Here is a 16,584-nt window from a genome sequence, read left to right on the forward strand (position 1 = left end):
TCGGTATACAGAATACCTAAGACGCATTTGTTATAAGCCCCGCAAACGTGTGCGCTCTTGGCTATATATTGGCGCCATTATTGTGCCACACCCTCTCTAGACTGGGCTTTTCGCGGCATTGGATGAATTCGTGAAGTTCATTTCACCCGCGCCGTTGCGTGCCATTGGTCGCTGTCTATACTCCGCTTGAACGTGATTCGTTGATGAGGCCCGACTGCTTTCGCAGGGGCTCGGTCGTCGAAGCCAGGCAGTCTTGACCGCCGTTCCCTCTTGCCGCAGGCCACGCCTCCGGGACTACAAGAACTAGAAGGGGAACCCGCAATGATGCGACATCCACATGTCTGGATGGGCCTCCTGTTGTGGACGGTTTTCGGTCAGGCCAACGCCGCCTGGACCGTGAACATGGCGCCGGGGGCGACGGAAGTCTCCAACGCCGTGTTCGACCTGCACATGACCATCTTCTGGATCTGCGTGATCATCGGCATCGTGGTGTTCGGCGCGATGTTCTGGTCCATGGTCATCCACCGCCGCTCCACCGGCCAACAGGCCGCGCATTTCCACGAGCATACCTGGGTGGAAATCATGTGGACCGTGGTTCCTTTCCTGATCCTGGTGGTCATGGCCATCCCGGCCACCAAGACCCTGATCGACATCTACGACGCCAGCGAGTCGGACATCGACATCCAGGTCACGGGCTACCAGTGGAAGTGGCACTACAAATACCTGGGCCAGGACGTGGAGTTCTTCAGCAACCTGGCCACCCCCGCCGACCAGATCCACAACAAGGCGCCCAAGGACGAGCACTACCTGCTTGAAGTCGACCAGCCGCTGGTGCTGCCGGTGGGCGCGAAAGTGCGCTTCCTGGTCACCGCCGCCGACGTCATCCATTCCTGGTGGGTACCGGCTTTTGCGGTCAAGCGCGACGCCATCCCAGGCTTCGTCAACGAAGCCTGGACGCGCATCGAGAAACCCGGCATCTACCGTGGCCAGTGCACCGAGCTGTGCGGCAAGGACCACGGTTTCATGCCGGTGGTGGTCGAGGTCAAATCCAAGGCCGACTACGAAACCTGGCTTGGCGAGCGCAAGGCCGAAGCGGCCAAGCTCAAGGAGCTGACCAGCAAGGAATGGACCCTCGAAGAGCTGGTCGAGCGCGGCGACAAGGTTTACCACACCACCTGCGTGGCCTGTCACCAGGCCGAAGGCCAGGGCCTGCCGCCGATGTTCCCGGCACTCAAGGGCTCGAAGATCGCCACGGGGCCGAAGGAAGCTCACCTGGGCATCGTCTTCCACGGCAAGCCCGGCACCGCCATGGCCGCGTTCGGCAAGCAGCTCTCGGAAGTCGATATCGCTGCCGTGGTCACCTACGAGCGCAACGCCTGGGGCAACAACAAGGGCGACATGGTCACACCGAAGGACGTGCTGGCGCTCAAACAGGCCGAAGCGCAATGAACCTCGCAGGAGACAGGACATGAGTGCAGTCATCGACGACCACGCCCACGGCCATGACCACGCGCATGGCCCCGCCAAGGGCCTGATGCGCTGGGTGCTGACCACCAACCACAAGGACATCGGCACGATGTACCTGTGGTTCAGCTTCATCATGTTCCTGCTCGGCGGCTCGTTCGCCATGGTGATCCGCGCCGAGCTGTTCCAACCGGGCCTGCAGATCGTGGAGCCTGCGTTCTTCAACCAGATGACCACCATGCACGGCTTGATCATGGTGTTCGGTGCGGTGATGCCGGCCTTCGTCGGCCTGGCCAACTGGATGATCCCGCTGATGATCGGCGCGCCGGACATGGCTCTGCCGCGGATGAACAACTTCAGCTTCTGGCTGTTGCCGGCGGCGTTCCTGCTGCTGGTCTCGACCCTCTTCAGCCCAGGCGGCGGGCCGAACTTCGGCTGGACCTTTTACGCGCCGCTGTCGACCACCTACGCGCCGGCCAGCGTGACCTTCTTCATCTTTGCCATCCACCTGATGGGCGTCAGCTCGATCATGGGCGCGATCAACGTCATCGCCACCATCCTCAACCTGCGCGCACCCGGCATGACCCTGATGAAAATGCCGCTGTTCGTCTGGACCTGGCTGATCACCGCGTTCCTGCTGATCGCGGTGATGCCGGTGCTGGCCGGGGTGGTGACCATGATGCTGATGGACATCCACTTCGGCACCAGCTTCTTCAGCGCCGCCGGTGGCGGTGACCCGGTGCTGTTCCAGCACGTGTTCTGGTTCTTCGGCCACCCCGAGGTGTACATCATGATCCTGCCGGCCTTCGGTGCGGTCAGCTCGATCATCCCGGCGTTCTCGCGCAAGCCGCTGTTCGGCTACACCTCGATGGTCTACGCCACCGGCGCGATTGCCTTCCTGTCGTTCATCGTCTGGGCTCACCACATGTTCGTGGTCGGCATCCCGGTGGTGGGCGAGCTGTTCTTCATGTACGCGACCATGCTGATCGCCGTGCCCACCGGGGTGAAGGTGTTCAACTGGGTCAGCACCATGTGGGAAGGCTCGCTGACCTTCGAGACACCGATGCTGTTCGCCATCGCCTTCGTCATCCTGTTCACCATCGGCGGCTTCTCCGGCCTGATGCTGGCCATCGCCCCGGCCGACTTCCAGTACCACGACACCTACTTCGTGGTGGCGCACTTCCACTACGTGCTGGTGCCGGGGGCGATCTTCGGCATCTTCGCCTCGGCCTATTACTGGCTGCCGAAGTGGACCGGCCACATGTACGACGAAACCCTTGGCAAGCTGCACTTCTGGCTGTCGTTCATCGGCATGAACATGGCCTTCTTCCCCATGCACTTCGTCGGCCTGGCCGGCATGCCGCGACGCATTCCCGACTACAACCTGCAGTTCGCCGACTTCAACATGGTCTCGTCGATCGGCGCCTTCATGTTCGGCGCCACGCAGATCTTCTTCCTGTTCATCGTCATCAAGTGCATCCGTGGCGGCGCGCCGGCTCCGGCCAAACCTTGGGATGGCGCTGAAGGGCTGGAGTGGTCGATCCCGTCACCGGCGCCCTACCACACCTTCCAGACCCCACCGGAAGTGAAATAGGACAACGCCCATGACCGGCCAACCGCTCAAACGCCTGGTGCTGCGCCTGCTGATGCTGACGGTGGTGATGTTCGCCTTCGGCTTCGCCCTGGTGCCGATCTACGACGTGATGTGCAGGGCCTTCGGCATCAACGGCAAGACTGGCGGGCAGTACGAGGGCAGCCAGGTCAGTGACCCGACGCGTTCGGTGCGCGTGCAGTTCATGTCGACCAATGCCAGCGACATGGTCTGGGACTTCTACTCCACCGCCGACCAGCTTGAGGTCAACCCGGGTGCGGTCAACCAGATGATCTTCATCGCCCACAACCCGACTGACAGGCCGATGAGCGCCCAGGCCATCCCGAGCATTACCCCGGCGGAAGCTGCGGCGTATTTCCACAAGACCGAGTGCTTCTGCTTTACCCAGCAGGTGCTGCAGCCCGGCGAACGCATCGAGATGCCGGTGCGCTTCATCGTCGACCGCGACCTGCCGGCCGGCGTGAAGCACCTGACACTGGCCTACACCTTGTTCGACATCACCGCTCGCCACCCGCCGGTCGCGCATGTCGCGGCCCAGGGCGTTCAAGGCGCCCGTTAAGGGAAGGAGAACAGCAATGGCAAGTCATGAGCACTACTACGTACCGGCGCAGAGCAAGTGGCCGATCATCGCCACCATCGGCATGTTCATCACCGTGTACGGCCTGGGTACCTGGTTCAACGACATGAAGGCCGGCCACCCGGATTCCCACGGGCCACTGATCTTCTTCGTCGGGGCGTTGTTCCTGGCTTACATGCTGTTCGGCTGGTTTGGCGCGGTGGTCAAGGAAAGCCGCGCCGGGCTGTACAGCCCGCAACTGGACCGCTCGTTCCGCTGGGGCATGAGCTGGTTCATCTTCTCTGAAGTGATGTTCTTCATGGCCTTCTTTGGCGCGCTGTTCTACGTCCGGGTGTTGGCCGGGCCGTGGCTCGGGGGTGAGGGCGCCAAAGGCGTGGCGCATATGCTCTGGCCCAGTTTCGAATTCACCTGGCCATTGCTGCACACGCCCGACCCCAAGCTGTTCCCGCCGCCCAAGGAAGTCATCGACCCGTGGCATCTGCCGCTGATCAACACGATCCTGCTGGTGAGCTCCAGCGTGACCATCACCATCGCTCACCATGCGTTGCGTCGTGACCATCGCGGCCCGCTGAAGCTGTGGATGGCGCTGACCATCATCCTGGGCCTGAGCTTCATCGCGTTGCAGGCCTACGAGTATCACGAGGCTTACAACAAGCTGGGGCTGACGCTGGGGTCGGGGATCTATGGCGCGACCTTCTTCATGCTCACCGGCTTCCACGGCGCCCACGTGACGTTGGGCACCATCATCCTCATCGTCATGTTCGTGCGCATCCTGCGCGGGCACTTCAACCCCGACAAGCACTTCGGTTTCGAGGCGGCCAGCTGGTACTGGCACTTCGTCGATGTGGTGTGGGTGGGGCTGTTCATCTTTGTGTATGTGCTGTGATCAGAACGGAGCATGAGACACCAGTTGGCCACTGATGAAGCCATACGCCACCAGGCCGATGGTCAGTGTGGCGAGGGTCACGCGCACGGTCAGCGCCTTGAGCAGGCGGGTCGAGTTTTCATCGTCCTTGACCAGAAACACCAGGCCACTGAACAGGCTGGCAACCGTGGCCAACAGCATCAGGACAATCGCGGCCTTGAGCATGGCGGTAACTCCGGGGGGAAGCGGTGATGTGGATAAGTATAGCGAGGCGCCCGTGAGGCCGTTTCGCCCAGGCTGGATACCGACCCTGGTGGTGCTTGCGCTGCTGCCGGGGTTGATCGCGCTCGGCTGCTGGCAACTGGGCCGTGCCGACGAAAAGCGTGCGCTACTGGCGACCTATGCCGAGCGCAGCGTTGACGCCCCGCTTACCACCACCCAGCTGCAGCAAAACGACGACAGCGCCTTCCGCCGTGTGCACCTCTACGGCCGTTTCGATGCCGAGCACAGCCTGCTGCTGGACAACCGCATGCGCGACGGCCAGGCCGGCGTCGAGCTGCTGCAGCCCTTCCATGACCAGCCCAGCGGCCTGTGGCTGCTGGTCAACCGCGGTTGGTTGCCCTGGCCGGATCGCAGGGTGCCGGTAACCTTCGACACCCCGGCGCAGGCGTTGGCCCTGGATGCTTCGGTCTACGTGGCCCCGGGCAGCACCTTCCAGCTGCACCCCGACCCGGTCGGCGGCCAGTGGCCGCATCTGCTCACGGCCGTGAACCCGGCACAGCTCTGGCAACAGCTCGGGCGCGAAGGATTTGCCCATGAGCTTCGCCTGCAGCCTGGCCCTGCGACCTACCGCCTGGACTGGCCGGTAGTCGCCATGGGCCCGGAAAAGCACCTCGGCTACGCGGTGCAGTGGTTCGCCCTGGCCGCCGCGCTGGTGCTGCTCTACCTCTATTTCGGTTGGCACAACAAGAAGGAGAAACACCATGGCCGCCGCCACCACTCCACTGAACGTGCCTGAACGTCGCAAACCTAGAGCCCGCGGGCGTTTGCAGCTGATTTTGATTCTGCTGGTGGTGCTCGGCCCGATGATCCTGGCCACCAGCATGTACAAGCTTAAATTCTGGGTGCCGGAAGGCCGCAGCTACCACGGCACGATGATCGGCAACGGAGAAAGCCGCAGCGATATCGGCATCACTGGCGAGGATGCGCGCTGGCAGTTGCTGGTCAGTGCGCCTGAAGCTTGCGCCGAGGACTGCCAGCGGCTGGTGTACCTGGCGCGGCAGATCCAGGTTGGCCTGGGCCGCGACGCCAGCCGCGCCAGCCATGCCCTGGCCGCTGCCCAGCCGTTGAGCGCGGACTATCAAAGCTTGCTGGGGCGTGAGTACCCGCAGTTGCAACGCTACCCGCTGGATGCTCAACGCTATATCCAGAAGGTCGGCGAGCTCGCCCCGCACCTGTGGATCGTCGACCCGCACGGCAACCTAGTGCTGCGCTACGACGGCAAGGTCAACGGCAAGCAGGTGCTGGATGATCTGCGCCACCTGCTCAAGCTGTCCAACATCGGCTAGGAGCCTGCCATGGCCAGACCCGGATTTCGCCTCGCTGTGTTCGCCACCCTGCTGGCGCTGGTGGTCGTCCTGCTCGGTGCTTATACCCGCCTGACCCATGCCGGCCTGGGCTGCCCCGACTGGCCAGGCTGCTATGGCTTTATCAGCGTGCCGAAGACCGACGCGCAACTGGCCCATGCCGAACTGCACTTCCCCGAGCATCCGGTGGAGGAAGCCAAAGGCTGGGCTGAAATGGTCCACCGCTACTTTGCCGGGACGCTGGCGCTGGTGATTGCCCTGCTCGCGTTCCAGGCGGTCAAGCGTCATGCCCGCGATGGCCAGCCGTACCGCTTGCCGGTATTGCTGCTGGGCGTGGTGCTGGCGCAGGCGGCGTTCGGCATGTGGACAGTGACGCTGAAGCTGTGGCCACAGGTGGTCACCGCCCACCTGCTCGGGGGCTTCACCACCTTGAGCTTGCTGCTCCTGCTATCCCTGCGTCTATCGCGGGCCTTTGCGCCATTGCCGAAGTTGCCGCTGAGCCTGCGCCGGATCGCTGCGCTGGCGCTGTTGGTGGTGGTCGGCCAGATCGCGTTGGGCGGTTGGGTCAGCGCCAACTACGCGGCGGTTGCCTGCATCGACTTGCCTACCTGCCATGGCCAGTGGTGGCCGGCAGCGGATTTCAGCAACGGTTTCCACCTCACCCAACACGTTGGCCCCAACTACCTCGGCGGGCAGCTGGACAGCGATGCCCGCACCGCCATCCATATCAGCCACCGGCTGGGCGCCTTGCTGGTCACCTGTGTGCTGCTGATGCTCAGTTGGAAGCTGCACCGTTGTGGCTTGTCGGGCCTTGCAAGGTTGGTGTTGCTGGCCCTGGCGCTGCAGATCGGCCTGGGCATCAGCAACGTGCTGTTCCATCTGCCGCTGGCCGTGGCTGTGGCGCATAACGCTGGCGGCGCGCTGTTGCTGCTGAGCATGGTGCTGGTGAACTACCGCATCCGCGTGGTCGACAAGGTGCGCGTCGGCCACGGCTGGCGCCTGACCCCGGTTACCGGCGTCGGCGTATCCCATCACATGAGGAACGATTCGTGGCGACGCTTCTGACTGCCCAGCGTGCCGGCTGGCGCGATTACCTGGAGCTGACCAAGCCCAAGGTCGTGGTGCTGATGCTGATCACCTCGCTGGTGGGTATGTTCCTGGCGACCCGTGCCGGGGTGCCCTGGAGCGTGCTGCTGTTCGGCAACCTGGGCATCGCCCTGTGCGCGGGTGGCGCCGCGGTGGTCAACCATGTCGTTGACCGGCGTATCGATGCATTGATGGCACGCACCCACAAGCGGCCCATTGCCGAGGGGCGGGTCGAGCCGCTGCCGGCCCTGTTGTTTGCCTTCGCGCTGGCACTGCTGGGTATGGCTCTGCTGCTGGTGTTCACCAACGCGCTAACCGCCTGGCTGACACTGGCGTCCTTGCTCGGCTATGCGGTGCTCTACACCGGCTATCTCAAGCGTGCGACACCGCAGAACATCGTCATCGGCGGCTTGGCTGGAGCGGCCCCGCCGCTGCTTGGCTGGGTGGCGGTAAGCGGCCACATCAGCGCCGAGCCCCTGCTGCTGGTGCTGATCATCTTCGCCTGGACCCCGCCGCACTTCTGGGCTTTGGCCATCCACCGCAAAGAGGAGTACGCCAAGGCCGACATCCCGATGCTGCCGGTGACCCACGGCGAGCGCTACACCAAGCTGCACATCCTGCTCTACACCCTGATTTTGCTGGCGGTCACCTTGCTGCCCTATGCCATCCACATGAGCGGCCCGTTGTACCTGGCCTGTGCCCTCGCCCTGGGCCTGCGCTTCCTGCAATGGGCCTGGGTGTTGTACCGTGGCAGCCGGCCGCACGCGGCGATCGGCACGTTCAAGTACTCTATCGGCTACCTGTTCGCGCTGTTCATCGCGTTGCTTGTTGACCACTACCTGTTGCTGAACCTATGACCCGAACCCAGAAAACCGTCTTCATCCTCGTTGCCCTGGTCGCGTTGATCATGGGCCTGACCGTCAACAAAGTGCTTAACGGCCGTGACCAGCTCAACCCGACCGAGCTGATCGACGCCGGCATCATCCTGCTGCCGCAGAGCCGTACGGTCGCGGACGTGACCATGACCAACCAGGACGGCCAGCCGGTGCAGCTGGATGACCTGAAAGGCAAATGGTCGCTGCTGTTCTTCGGCTACACCTACTGCCCGGACATCTGCCCGACCACCCTGGCCCAGTTGCGCCAGGTGAAGAGCGAGCTGCCCAAGGACGCCGTGGACCGGCTGCAGGTGGTGTTGGTGAGTGTGGACCCGAATCGCGACACGCCGAATCAGCTCAAGCAGTACCTGGGCTATTTCGACAAGGATTTCGTCGGTGTGGCGGGGTCGATCGAGGATACCCAGAAACTGGCGAATGCCTTGAGCATTCCGTTCATTCCGGCGGATACCAGCAAGCCGGGGTATACCGTGGATCACAGCGGCAACCTGGCCATCGTCGGGCCGGATGGGCGTCAGCGCGGGTTCATTCGGGCGCCGTTCAACAATCAGAAGCTGGTGGCGCAGTTGCCGGGGCTGGTCAAGCGGGACTGATGCAGGCCTAAAAGCTTCGCGGGCTTGCCGAGACGTCGGACCGCCCGCGAAGAATTCAGTAGGGTCTAACGGCTCAGAACGCCGGTACTACAGCACCCTTGTACTTCTCGGTAATGAACTGCTTCACCTCAGGCGAGTGCAACGCCGCGGCCAGCTTCTTCATATCTTCCGAGTCCTTGTTGTCCGGGCGGGCAACCAGGATGTTCACATACGGCGAGTCGCTGCCTTCAATTGCCAGTGCGTCCTTTTCAGGATTCAGCTTGGCTTCCAGCGCGTAGTTGGTGTTGATCAGGGCCGCATCGACCTGGGTCAGCACGCGCGGGATGGTGGCTGCTTCCAGCTCACGGAACTTCACGTTCTTCGGGTTCTCGACAACATCCTTCACGGTCGACAGGATGTTCTTGTTGTCCTTGAGCTTGATCACGCCGGCCTTGTCCAGCAGCAACAGGGCACGGCCGCCGTTGGTGGCGTCGTTGGGGATGACCACGGTGGCGCCGGACGGCAGCTCGTCGAGCTTCTTGTGCTTGGTGGAGTACACGCCCAGCGGCTCGATGTGCACGCCGGCAACGCTGACCAGATTGGTGCCCTTGGCCTTGTTGAACTCATCCAGGTACGGCTGGTGCTGGAAGAAGTTGGCGTCCAGACGCTTCTCGGCAACCTGCACGTTCGGCTGGATGTAGTCGGTGAACTCTTTCACCTTGAGCGTCACGCCCTCTTTCTCCAACTGCGGTTTGACGAAGTTGAGAATCTCGGCGTGCGGCACCGGGGTGGCGGCGACGGTCAGGTCACCGGCGTGGGCCGAAAAGGCCGCGACGGCGGCAGCAACAGCAAGCAGCTTCTTCATTGATCACTCCTTGTGAGGGCCGCGACGGCCCCCGAACGGGTCGGCCAGGCCGACCCCATTGGGGTTACTTACGGGAAAAATGCACGACCAGTTTGTCGCCCACGCTTTGCAGGACTTGAACCAGCACCAGCAACAGCACCACGGTGACCACCATTACATCGGTCTGGAAACGCTGATAACCGAAGCGAATGGCCAGGTCGCCCAGGCCGCCCGCGCCGACCACACCGGCCATGGCGGTGTACGACACCAGGGTGATCGCGGTAACGGTAATGGCGGCGAAGATGCCCGGACGGGCTTCCGGCAGCAGCGCGTTGGTAATGATCTGGCGAGTCGTGGCGCCCATCGACTGGGTGGCTTCGATGATGCCGCGGTCCACTTCACGCAGGGCGGTTTCAACCAGGCGCGCGAAGAACGGCGTGGCGCCCACTACCAGCGGCGGGATGGCGCCAGCGACGCCCAGCGAGGTGCCGGTGATCAGCACGGTGATCGGGATCATCACGATCAGCAGGATGATGAACGGCAGCGAGCGCAGAATGTTGACGATCAGCGACAGCAGCGCATACACGCCCTTCTGCTCGAACATCTGCCGGGGGCCGCAGAGGAACAGCAGCACGCCCAGCGGCAGGCCCAGCAGCACGGTAAAGAACAGCGAGCCGAACAGCATGATCATGGTGTCGATGGTGGCCAGCCAGATTTCGGCCCAGTCGACGTTGGCGAAGAAATTCAGGGCGTCCATCAACGCAGTACCTCCATATGTACGTCAGCTGCCTTGAAGCGGGCGAACGCCGCTTCCATGTCACCGCCGATCAGGGCGAGGGTGAGCTGGCCATAGGGGACATCCTTGATGCGGTCGATGCGCCCGGCGAGGATGCTGTAGTCCACGCCGGTTTCGCGGGCCACGGTGCCCAGCAGCGGCGCGTAGGTGGCGTCGCCCTGGAAGGTCAGGCGCACGATGCGGCCCGGTACGTGGGCGAAGTCGTCGCGTTGCTCGCCTTCGTCGACCTGCTCGTCTTCCTGGACGAAGCGCTTGGTGGTCGGGTGCTGCGGGTGCAGGAACACCTCGGCCACCGAGCCTTGCTCGACGATCAGGCCGGCATCCATCACTGCCACGCGGTCGCAGACCCGGCGGATCACGTCCATCTCGTGGGTGATCAACACGATGGTCAGCTTCAGCTCACGGTTGATCTCTGCCAGCAATTGCAGGACCGACGCCGTGGTCTGCGGGTCGAGGGCGCTGGTGGCCTCGTCGCACAGCAGGATCTTCGGGTTGGTGGACAGGGCGCGGGCGATGCCGACGCGCTGCTTCTGGCCGCCGGACAACTGCGCCGGGTACTTCTTGGCGTGGTCTTGCAGGCCGACGCGGGCCAGCAGCTCGGTGACGCGCTTGTCGATCTGGCTGCGCGACAGCTCGCCGGCCAGGGTCAGCGGCAGGGCGACGTTGTCGGCGACGGTCTTGGAGGCCAGCAGGTTGAAGTGCTGGAAGATCATCCCGACCTGCTGGCGGAATCCGCGCAGCTGGGTGGCGTTGAAAGCGGTGACATCTTCGCCGTCGACGATGATCGTGCCACCGGAAGGCTCTTCCAGGCGGTTGATCAGGCGCAGCATGGTGCTTTTGCCGGCGCCGGAATGGCCGATCAGGCCGAACACCTGGCCGGCTTCGATGGTCAGGCTGGTCGGGTTCAGGGCGGGGATTTCCCTACCGGCGACGCGGTAGGTCTTGTGGACATGTTGGAACTCGATCACGTAGCGAACCTTGTGGGGCGCATGGAAATTGGGGTCAGCGGTAGGCTGGGGTGGCGCATTTTAGCCTTTTCCCATAGTTGTTCTTAGCATTTATTTCGTAATGGACCAATCCATCCGGCATAACGCGACAACTGGTAATCCTGATTGAACGCTCATCGAAGCCCTCCAGTCACTACAAGAACAAGCCCGAATGGGCACGCCTGAAGACTGATGAGGAGAGCCGAGATGCCCAGTAAAAAGACGGATGCGCCGAAGCAGAGCGAACTCGCCGGTACCGCAACCCCTGATCGTGCCAACACCAACACCAAGTTGCAGAGCCTCGAGAATGTGCGTAGCGATGCCACCGGCCAGGCGCTTCGAACCAATCAGGGCGTGCGCATTGCTGACAACCAGAACACCCTCAAGGCAGGTGATCGCGGGCCTTCGTTGCTCGAAGATTTCATCATGCGCGAGAAGATCACCCACTTCGACCATGAACGCATCCCTGAACGTATCGTCCATGCCCGCGGCACCGGGGCCCACGGTTTCTTCCAGAGTTATGGCAACCATGCCGAGTTGACCAAGGCCGGTTTCCTGCAGGATCCGGAGAAGATAACCCCAGTATTCGTACGCTTTTCCACGGTACAGGGGCCACGGGGGTCGGGTGACACCGTTCGTGATGTGCGCGGTTTTGCCGTCAAGTTCTATACCGATGAAGGCAATTTCGACCTGGTTGGCAATAACATGCCCGTGTTTTTCATTCAGGACGCGATCAAGTTTCCCGACTTCGTCCACGCGGTGAAGCCAGAGCCTCACAACGAGATACCTACGGGTGGCTCAGCCCATGACACTTTCTGGGACTTCGTTTCGCTGGTGCCGGAATCGGCGCACATGGTCATGTGGGCGATGTCCGACCGCGCCATCCCCCGCAGCCTGCGCATGATGGAAGGTTTCGGCGTGCACACCTTCCGCCTGATCAATGCTGAAGGCGTGGCGAGCTTCGTCAAGTTCCACTGGAAGCCGAAGCAGGGCGTTCACTCGCTGCTTTGGGACGAGGCGCAAAAGCTGGCGGGCAAGGACACCGACTTCCAGCGCCGGGACCTGTGGGAAGCCATCGAGACCGGTGATTATCCTGAATGGGAACTGGGCGTGCAGATCGTCGCCGAAGCCGATGAGCACAAATTCGACTTCGACCTGCTTGACCCTACCAAGATCATCCCCGAGGAACTGGTGCCGGTCACCCCGCTGGGCAAGATGGTGCTCAATCGCAACCCCGACAACTTCTTTGCCGAGGTCGAACAGGTCGCCTTCTGCCCCGGGCATATCGTGCCGGGCATCGACTTCACCAATGATCCATTGCTGCAGGGCCGGCTGTTCTCCTACACCGACACCCAGCTCAGCCGCCTGGGCGGGCCTAACTTCCACCAGATTCCAATCAACCGCCCGGTCGCGCCCAACCACAACAACCAGCGCGATGCCTTGCACCAGCACGTGGTGCACAAGGGGCGTGCTTCCTACGAGCCGAACTCCATCGATGGCGGCTGGCCGAAAGAAACCCCGCCTGCCGCGCAGGATGGCGGCTTTGAGAGTTATCAGGAGCGAATCGATGCGCACAAGATTCGTCAGCGCAGCGAATCGTTCGGTGACCACTTCTCGCAAGCGCGGTTGTTCTTCCAGAGCATGAGCCCGAACGAGCAGCAGCACATTATCAAGGCCTACAGCTTTGAACTGGGCAAAGTGGAGCGGATGTACATTCGCGAGCGTGAGGTCAACGAAATCCTGGCCAATATCGACCTCAAGCTGGCCGCCGCGGTGGCCGCCAATCTCGGTCTACCTGCGCCGAAGGCCGGTACGGTCAAGGTCAAGGGTAGCCAGCTGGCGCAGTCGCCGGCCCTTAGCCAAATGAATCATCCGGGCGTAATCGGAATCAAGGGGCGCAAGATAGCCGTACTGCTGGCAGACGGCGTAGATGGGGGCAGCGTCGACCGGCTGGTCAAGGCCCTTGAAGCACACAGCGCCCGTATTCTGCTGCTTGGTCCCACCTCAGCTCCGGTGAAAACGGCAGATGGCAAGCAGCTGCCGGTGGATGCGTCGATGGAGGGCATGCCTTCTATCATGTTCGACGGGGTGTTGGTGCCGGCGGGCAAGGCTGCACTGGATGCCCTGGGCGCCAGCGGGCTGGCCAAGCACTTCCTGCTGGAAGCCTACAAGCACCTCAAGGCCATTGGTTTTGCGCAGGAAGGCAAGGCATTGGTCGACGGGCTGGGGCTGAAGGAAGATAAAGGCTTGCTGCTGGGTGATGACCAGAAAACCATGGATGCCTTTGTCAAAGCAGTTGAAGGGCATCGGGTTTGGGAGCGGGAGGCGGCTGCAGAAGCGGTGCCAGCCTGATAGGGCCCTTTCGCGGGGCAAGCCCGCTCCCAAAATACCTGTGGGAGCGGGCTTGCCCCGCGAAGGCATCACCGCTGATGCGGGACCAATACCACCTGCGCCGGCAACTTGCGCTGAATCTCATGCTTCTGCTTCAGCTCAAAGCCACTGTCGAGCTTGTGAACCCGCTTCTGCAGCAAATTCTTCAACCAAGGCGCATCCTCAGTGCGCGGCACCTGGAACACCACCTCGCACTGATAATTCACCACGTCCTTGGCAATCTCATCGAGCTGACGGCGCATGGCCGCAATATCCGTGGTCTTCAGCGCGATCACCGTACTCGGCGCTGTCGGGTCGATTACCCGCGCCACAGGCTTGGCTTCGGCGGCTTTCAATGCAGCCTCGGCCTTCTCCAGCTCAGCCTTGCGTGCTTGCGAAACGGCGTCGCCGCCGGTCACTGCCGGTGCCCTCGGCATCAGGGCACGGGCGCGCGCCAGGGCGGTCGCGGCAGCATTCACATCGCCCTTCTGCAAGACAATCTGGCTGCGCTTGAGGTACGCCTCGGCCAACTGCCGCTGGTATTGCTCCACGCGCGCATCACCAGGCGCTTGCGCCTGCAGGGCGGTGAGCTGGTCCTCGGCGGTGGCCAGTTCATTGGTAGTAATACTTTGCTGCAGCTGCTGCCAGGCATCGGCTTGCGCAGGTGCACTGGCCTGCTCGACCGGCGCGCTGGAACACGCGGCCAGGAACAGGGAAAACGCGGCAACAAGCAGATAACGGGATGCGAACGGCTTCATTCCTGCGACTCTCTATTTGCGCAAAAAGCGAGCAAGTCTACACCCAGGTGCGCACGCTCGAAAACAAGTCTTACAGACCATTTACCCGCGAAAAGGTTGCAGGGTGTGGCTCGGCACACCCCGGTTTTCAGCGTTTTGGCAGGGCCAGGCTCAGCAAGAATAGCACCGCCGCGCAGACCACGATCGATGGGCCGGCCGGGGTGTCCTTGAACCACGACATGGCCAGGCCGCCGCACACGGCGGTGACCCCCAGCAGGCTGGCACCCAGCGCCATCTGCTCGGGCGAGCGCGCGTGACGTTGTGCCGCAGCGGCCGGGATGATCAGCAACGAGGTGATCAGCAGCACGCCGACGATCTTCATGGCCACGGCGATCACCACTGCAATCAGCAGCATCAGCGCCAGGCGCAGGCCGGCCACCGGCAGGCCTTCGACCATCGCCAGCTCCTCGTGCACGGTCACCGCCAGCAACGGCCGCCACAGGGCCGCAAGCAGCAGCAGGACCAGCGCACTGCCGCCGAGGATCCAGGCCAGGTCGGTGGTGCTGATGGCCAGCAGGTCGCCGAACAGGTAGGCCATCAGGTCGATGCGCACGTCGTGCATGAAACTCAGCACCACCAGGCCCAGCGACAGGGTGCTGGGGGCGAGGATGCCGAGCAGCGTGTCCGAGGCGAGCGGCTGGCGCTGTTGCAGGGTCACCAGCAGGATCGCCAGCAGCAGGCAGCCCACGGTGACTGCCAGCGCCGGGCTGACGTCCAGCACGAAGCCCATGGCCACGCCCAGCAGAGCGGCGTGTGACAGCGTATCGCCAAAATAGGCCATGCGCCGCCACACCACGAAGGAGCCGAGTGGGCCCGCCACCAGCGCCAGGGAAAGACCCGCGAGCAGAGCGTAGAGAAGAAAATCAGCCATGCTTGCAGTGGTCTCCGTGAACATGGGTGCCAGGGGCGACCACCGAGCCGTGCAGGTCGTGGCTGTGGTCGTGATGGTGGTGGTAGACGGCCAGGCTCGGTGCGTTCTGGCCGAACAGCTCGACGAAGGCCGGGTCGTTGCTGACCTGCTCGGGGTGGCCGGAGCAGCAGACGTGGCGGTTCAGGCAGACCACCTGGTCGGTGGCGCTCATCACCAGGTGCAGGTCGTGCGAGACCATCAGCACGCCGCAGCCGTGGCGGTCGCGCAGGCGGGTGATGAGGTTGTACAGCTCGGTCTGGCCAACCACGTCGACGCCTTGCACCGGCTCGTCCAGCACTAGCAGCTGCGGCTCGCGCAGCAGCGCTCGGGCCAGGAGCACGCGCTGCATCTCGCCGCCGGAAATGGTCTGGATCGGGCTGTCGATGACCTGCTCGGCGCCGACTTCCTGCAAGGCCGACAAGGCTGCCGGGCGGTCTACACCGGGCACCAGGCGCAGAAAACGCAGCACCGAAAGCGGCAGCGTGGCATCCACCTGGATCTTTTGCGGCATGTAGCCGATGCGCAGCTTCGGCTTGCGCCAGACCGTGCCACGGTGCGGCTTGAGCAGCCCGAGCACGGCGCGAACCAGGGTGGTTTTACCGGCGCCGTTGGGGCCGATCAAGGTGACGATCTGGCCTGGGGCCACCGACAGGTCGATGCTGTCGAGCACCGCCTCGCCGCCGAAGGTGACGCCGACCTGTTCCAGGCGGATCAATGCATCGCTCATGCCGCGCCCCGGCAGTTGGCGCACAGGCCGACGATTTCCACTGTTTGCGTTTCGACGCTGAAGCCCACGCCCTTGGCGCTGGCGACGATCGCGTCGCTGATGCTGTCCTGCTCCAGCTCGATGGCCACGTGACATTCACGGCAGATCAGGAACTGGCCCTGGTGCACATGCTCCGGGTGGCTGCAGCCGATGAAGGCGTTGAGCGAGGCGATGCGGTGCACCAGGCCGTTTTCCAGGAGGAAATCCAGCGCCCGATAAACGGTCGGCGGTGCGGCGCGACGGCCATCCTGCTCGCTGAGCACGGCCAGGATGTCGTAGGCGCCCAGCGGCTTGTGGCTCTGCCACACCAGCTCCAGCACGCGCTTGCGCAGCGCGGTCAGGCGCAGGCCCTGGCGGGTGCACAGCACCTCGGCCTCGGCAAGGGCGCTGTGCACGCAATGGGAATGATCGTGGGGACGGTGAGCCAGCGGCGTGATGGACATGGGCAGCGACGGTTCTG

The 16,584-nt window shown here is 63.1% G+C and carries 18 protein-coding genes; 10 read left to right on the plus strand and 8 right to left on the minus strand.

The annotated features are described in order from the left end of the window. Window positions 1-321: 321 nt before the first annotated feature. From coxB to ACIQUF_RS14245, 4 genes are read left to right on the plus strand one after another with little or no spacing between them, the layout of a single operon-like run. A complete protein-coding gene (gene coxB / locus ACIQUF_RS14230; protein WP_403132388.1) occupies window positions 322-1,449 on the plus strand; it encodes a cytochrome c oxidase subunit II in 1,128 nt (375 codons plus the stop codon). A 19-nt stretch (window positions 1,450-1,468) separates the two neighbouring features. Further along, complete coding sequence (gene ctaD, locus ACIQUF_RS14235; RefSeq protein ID WP_400802595.1) at window positions 1,469-3,058, plus strand: cytochrome c oxidase subunit I; 1,590 nt, start codon at window positions 1,469-1,471, stop codon at window positions 3,056-3,058. A gap of 10 nt (window positions 3,059-3,068) precedes the next feature. Then, a complete protein-coding gene (locus tag ACIQUF_RS14240) occupies window positions 3,069-3,635 on the plus strand; it encodes a cytochrome c oxidase assembly protein (protein ID WP_400802593.1) in 567 nt (188 codons plus the stop codon). A gap of 16 nt (window positions 3,636-3,651) precedes the next feature. Then, window positions 3,652-4,539, plus strand: a complete 888-nt coding sequence (locus ACIQUF_RS14245; RefSeq protein ID WP_403132391.1) for a cytochrome c oxidase subunit 3 — start codon at window positions 3,652-3,654, stop codon at window positions 4,537-4,539. Here ACIQUF_RS14245 and ACIQUF_RS14250 read toward each other — a convergent pair whose 3' ends face one another. Next, window positions 4,540-4,743 carry a twin transmembrane helix small protein gene (locus ACIQUF_RS14250; protein WP_403132394.1) on the minus strand — a complete coding sequence of 68 codons (204 nt, stop codon included), beginning with the start codon at window positions 4,741-4,743 and terminating at the stop codon, window positions 4,540-4,542. A 52-nt stretch (window positions 4,744-4,795) separates the two neighbouring features. On the opposite strand from ACIQUF_RS14250, the gene ACIQUF_RS14255 reads away from it, so the two are divergent. The 5 genes from ACIQUF_RS14255 to ACIQUF_RS14275 are packed head-to-tail and all read left to right on the plus strand — an operon-like array spanning window position 4,796 to window position 8,676. Further along, window positions 4,796-5,536 (plus strand): SURF1 family protein, encoded by a 741-nt coding sequence (locus ACIQUF_RS14255; RefSeq protein ID WP_403132395.1) that lies wholly within the window; start codon window positions 4,796-4,798, stop codon window positions 5,534-5,536. Beyond that, window positions 5,502-6,086 (plus strand): hypothetical protein, encoded by a 585-nt coding sequence (locus tag ACIQUF_RS14260; protein WP_403132397.1) that lies wholly within the window; start codon window positions 5,502-5,504, stop codon window positions 6,084-6,086. Before ACIQUF_RS14255 ends, ACIQUF_RS14260 begins: the two co-directional genes overlap by 35 nt. Before the next feature lie 9 nt (window positions 6,087-6,095). Next, window positions 6,096-7,169 carry a heme A synthase gene (locus ACIQUF_RS14265; protein WP_403132398.1) on the plus strand — a complete coding sequence of 358 codons (1,074 nt, stop codon included), beginning with the start codon at window positions 6,096-6,098 and terminating at the stop codon, window positions 7,167-7,169. Further along, a complete protein-coding gene (gene cyoE, locus ACIQUF_RS14270) occupies window positions 7,154-8,047 on the plus strand; it encodes a heme o synthase (protein WP_403132400.1) in 894 nt (297 codons plus the stop codon). Before ACIQUF_RS14265 ends, cyoE begins: the two co-directional genes overlap by 16 nt. Then, a complete protein-coding gene (locus tag ACIQUF_RS14275) occupies window positions 8,044-8,676 on the plus strand; it encodes an SCO family protein (RefSeq protein ID WP_400802581.1) in 633 nt (210 codons plus the stop codon). The genes cyoE and ACIQUF_RS14275 overlap by 4 nt, the downstream gene beginning before the upstream one ends. A 73-nt stretch (window positions 8,677-8,749) precedes the next feature. Here ACIQUF_RS14275 and ACIQUF_RS14280 read toward each other — a convergent pair whose 3' ends face one another. From ACIQUF_RS14280 to ACIQUF_RS14290, 3 genes are all read right to left on the minus strand, one after another. Continuing rightward, window positions 8,750-9,520 carry a MetQ/NlpA family ABC transporter substrate-binding protein gene (locus ACIQUF_RS14280; RefSeq protein ID WP_400802580.1) on the minus strand — a complete coding sequence of 257 codons (771 nt, stop codon included), beginning with the start codon at window positions 9,518-9,520 and terminating at the stop codon, window positions 8,750-8,752. A 64-nt stretch (window positions 9,521-9,584) separates the two neighbouring features. Continuing rightward, on the minus strand, window positions 9,585-10,256 hold the full coding sequence (locus ACIQUF_RS14285; protein WP_054902207.1) for a methionine ABC transporter permease: 672 nt from the start codon (window positions 10,254-10,256) through the stop codon (window positions 9,585-9,587). Next, complete coding sequence (locus ACIQUF_RS14290; RefSeq protein ID WP_400802578.1) at window positions 10,256-11,263, minus strand: methionine ABC transporter ATP-binding protein; 1,008 nt, start codon at window positions 11,261-11,263, stop codon at window positions 10,256-10,258. Before ACIQUF_RS14290 ends, ACIQUF_RS14285 begins: the two co-directional genes overlap by 1 nt. Window positions 11,264-11,488: 225 nt before the next feature. On the opposite strand from ACIQUF_RS14290, the gene katE reads away from it, so the two are divergent. Further along, window positions 11,489-13,633, plus strand: coding sequence for a catalase HPII (gene katE, locus ACIQUF_RS14295; RefSeq protein ID WP_403132404.1), 2,145 nt, complete (start codon window positions 11,489-11,491; stop codon window positions 13,631-13,633). A gap of 68 nt (window positions 13,634-13,701) precedes the next feature. Here katE and ACIQUF_RS14300 read toward each other — a convergent pair whose 3' ends face one another. The 4 genes from ACIQUF_RS14300 to zur all read right to left on the minus strand — a co-directional run bounded on the left by ACIQUF_RS14300 (window position 13,702) and on the right by zur (window position 16,567). Continuing rightward, window positions 13,702-14,409: a PA5502 family lipoprotein gene (locus ACIQUF_RS14300; protein ID WP_403132407.1), complete on the minus strand. Its 708-nt coding sequence runs from the start codon at window positions 14,407-14,409 to the stop codon at window positions 13,702-13,704. Window positions 14,410-14,536: 127 nt separating this feature from the next. Then, complete coding sequence (gene znuB, locus ACIQUF_RS14305) at window positions 14,537-15,319, minus strand: zinc ABC transporter permease subunit ZnuB (protein WP_400802573.1); 783 nt, start codon at window positions 15,317-15,319, stop codon at window positions 14,537-14,539. Beyond that, on the minus strand, window positions 15,312-16,085 hold the full coding sequence (gene znuC / locus ACIQUF_RS14310; protein WP_403132410.1) for a zinc ABC transporter ATP-binding protein ZnuC: 774 nt from the start codon (window positions 16,083-16,085) through the stop codon (window positions 15,312-15,314). The genes znuB and znuC overlap by 8 nt, the downstream gene beginning before the upstream one ends. After that, entirely contained in the window at window positions 16,082-16,567 is a 486-nt protein-coding gene (gene zur / locus ACIQUF_RS14315; protein WP_403132413.1) for a zinc uptake transcriptional repressor Zur, read from the minus strand. Before zur ends, znuC begins: the two co-directional genes overlap by 4 nt. Window positions 16,568-16,584 lie beyond the last annotated feature (17 nt).

The sequence above is a fragment of the Pseudomonas sp. NPDC090233 genome, from assembly GCF_044772285.1.
In the GTDB taxonomy this organism is placed as follows: Bacteria; Pseudomonadota; Gammaproteobacteria; order Pseudomonadales; family Pseudomonadaceae; genus Aquipseudomonas.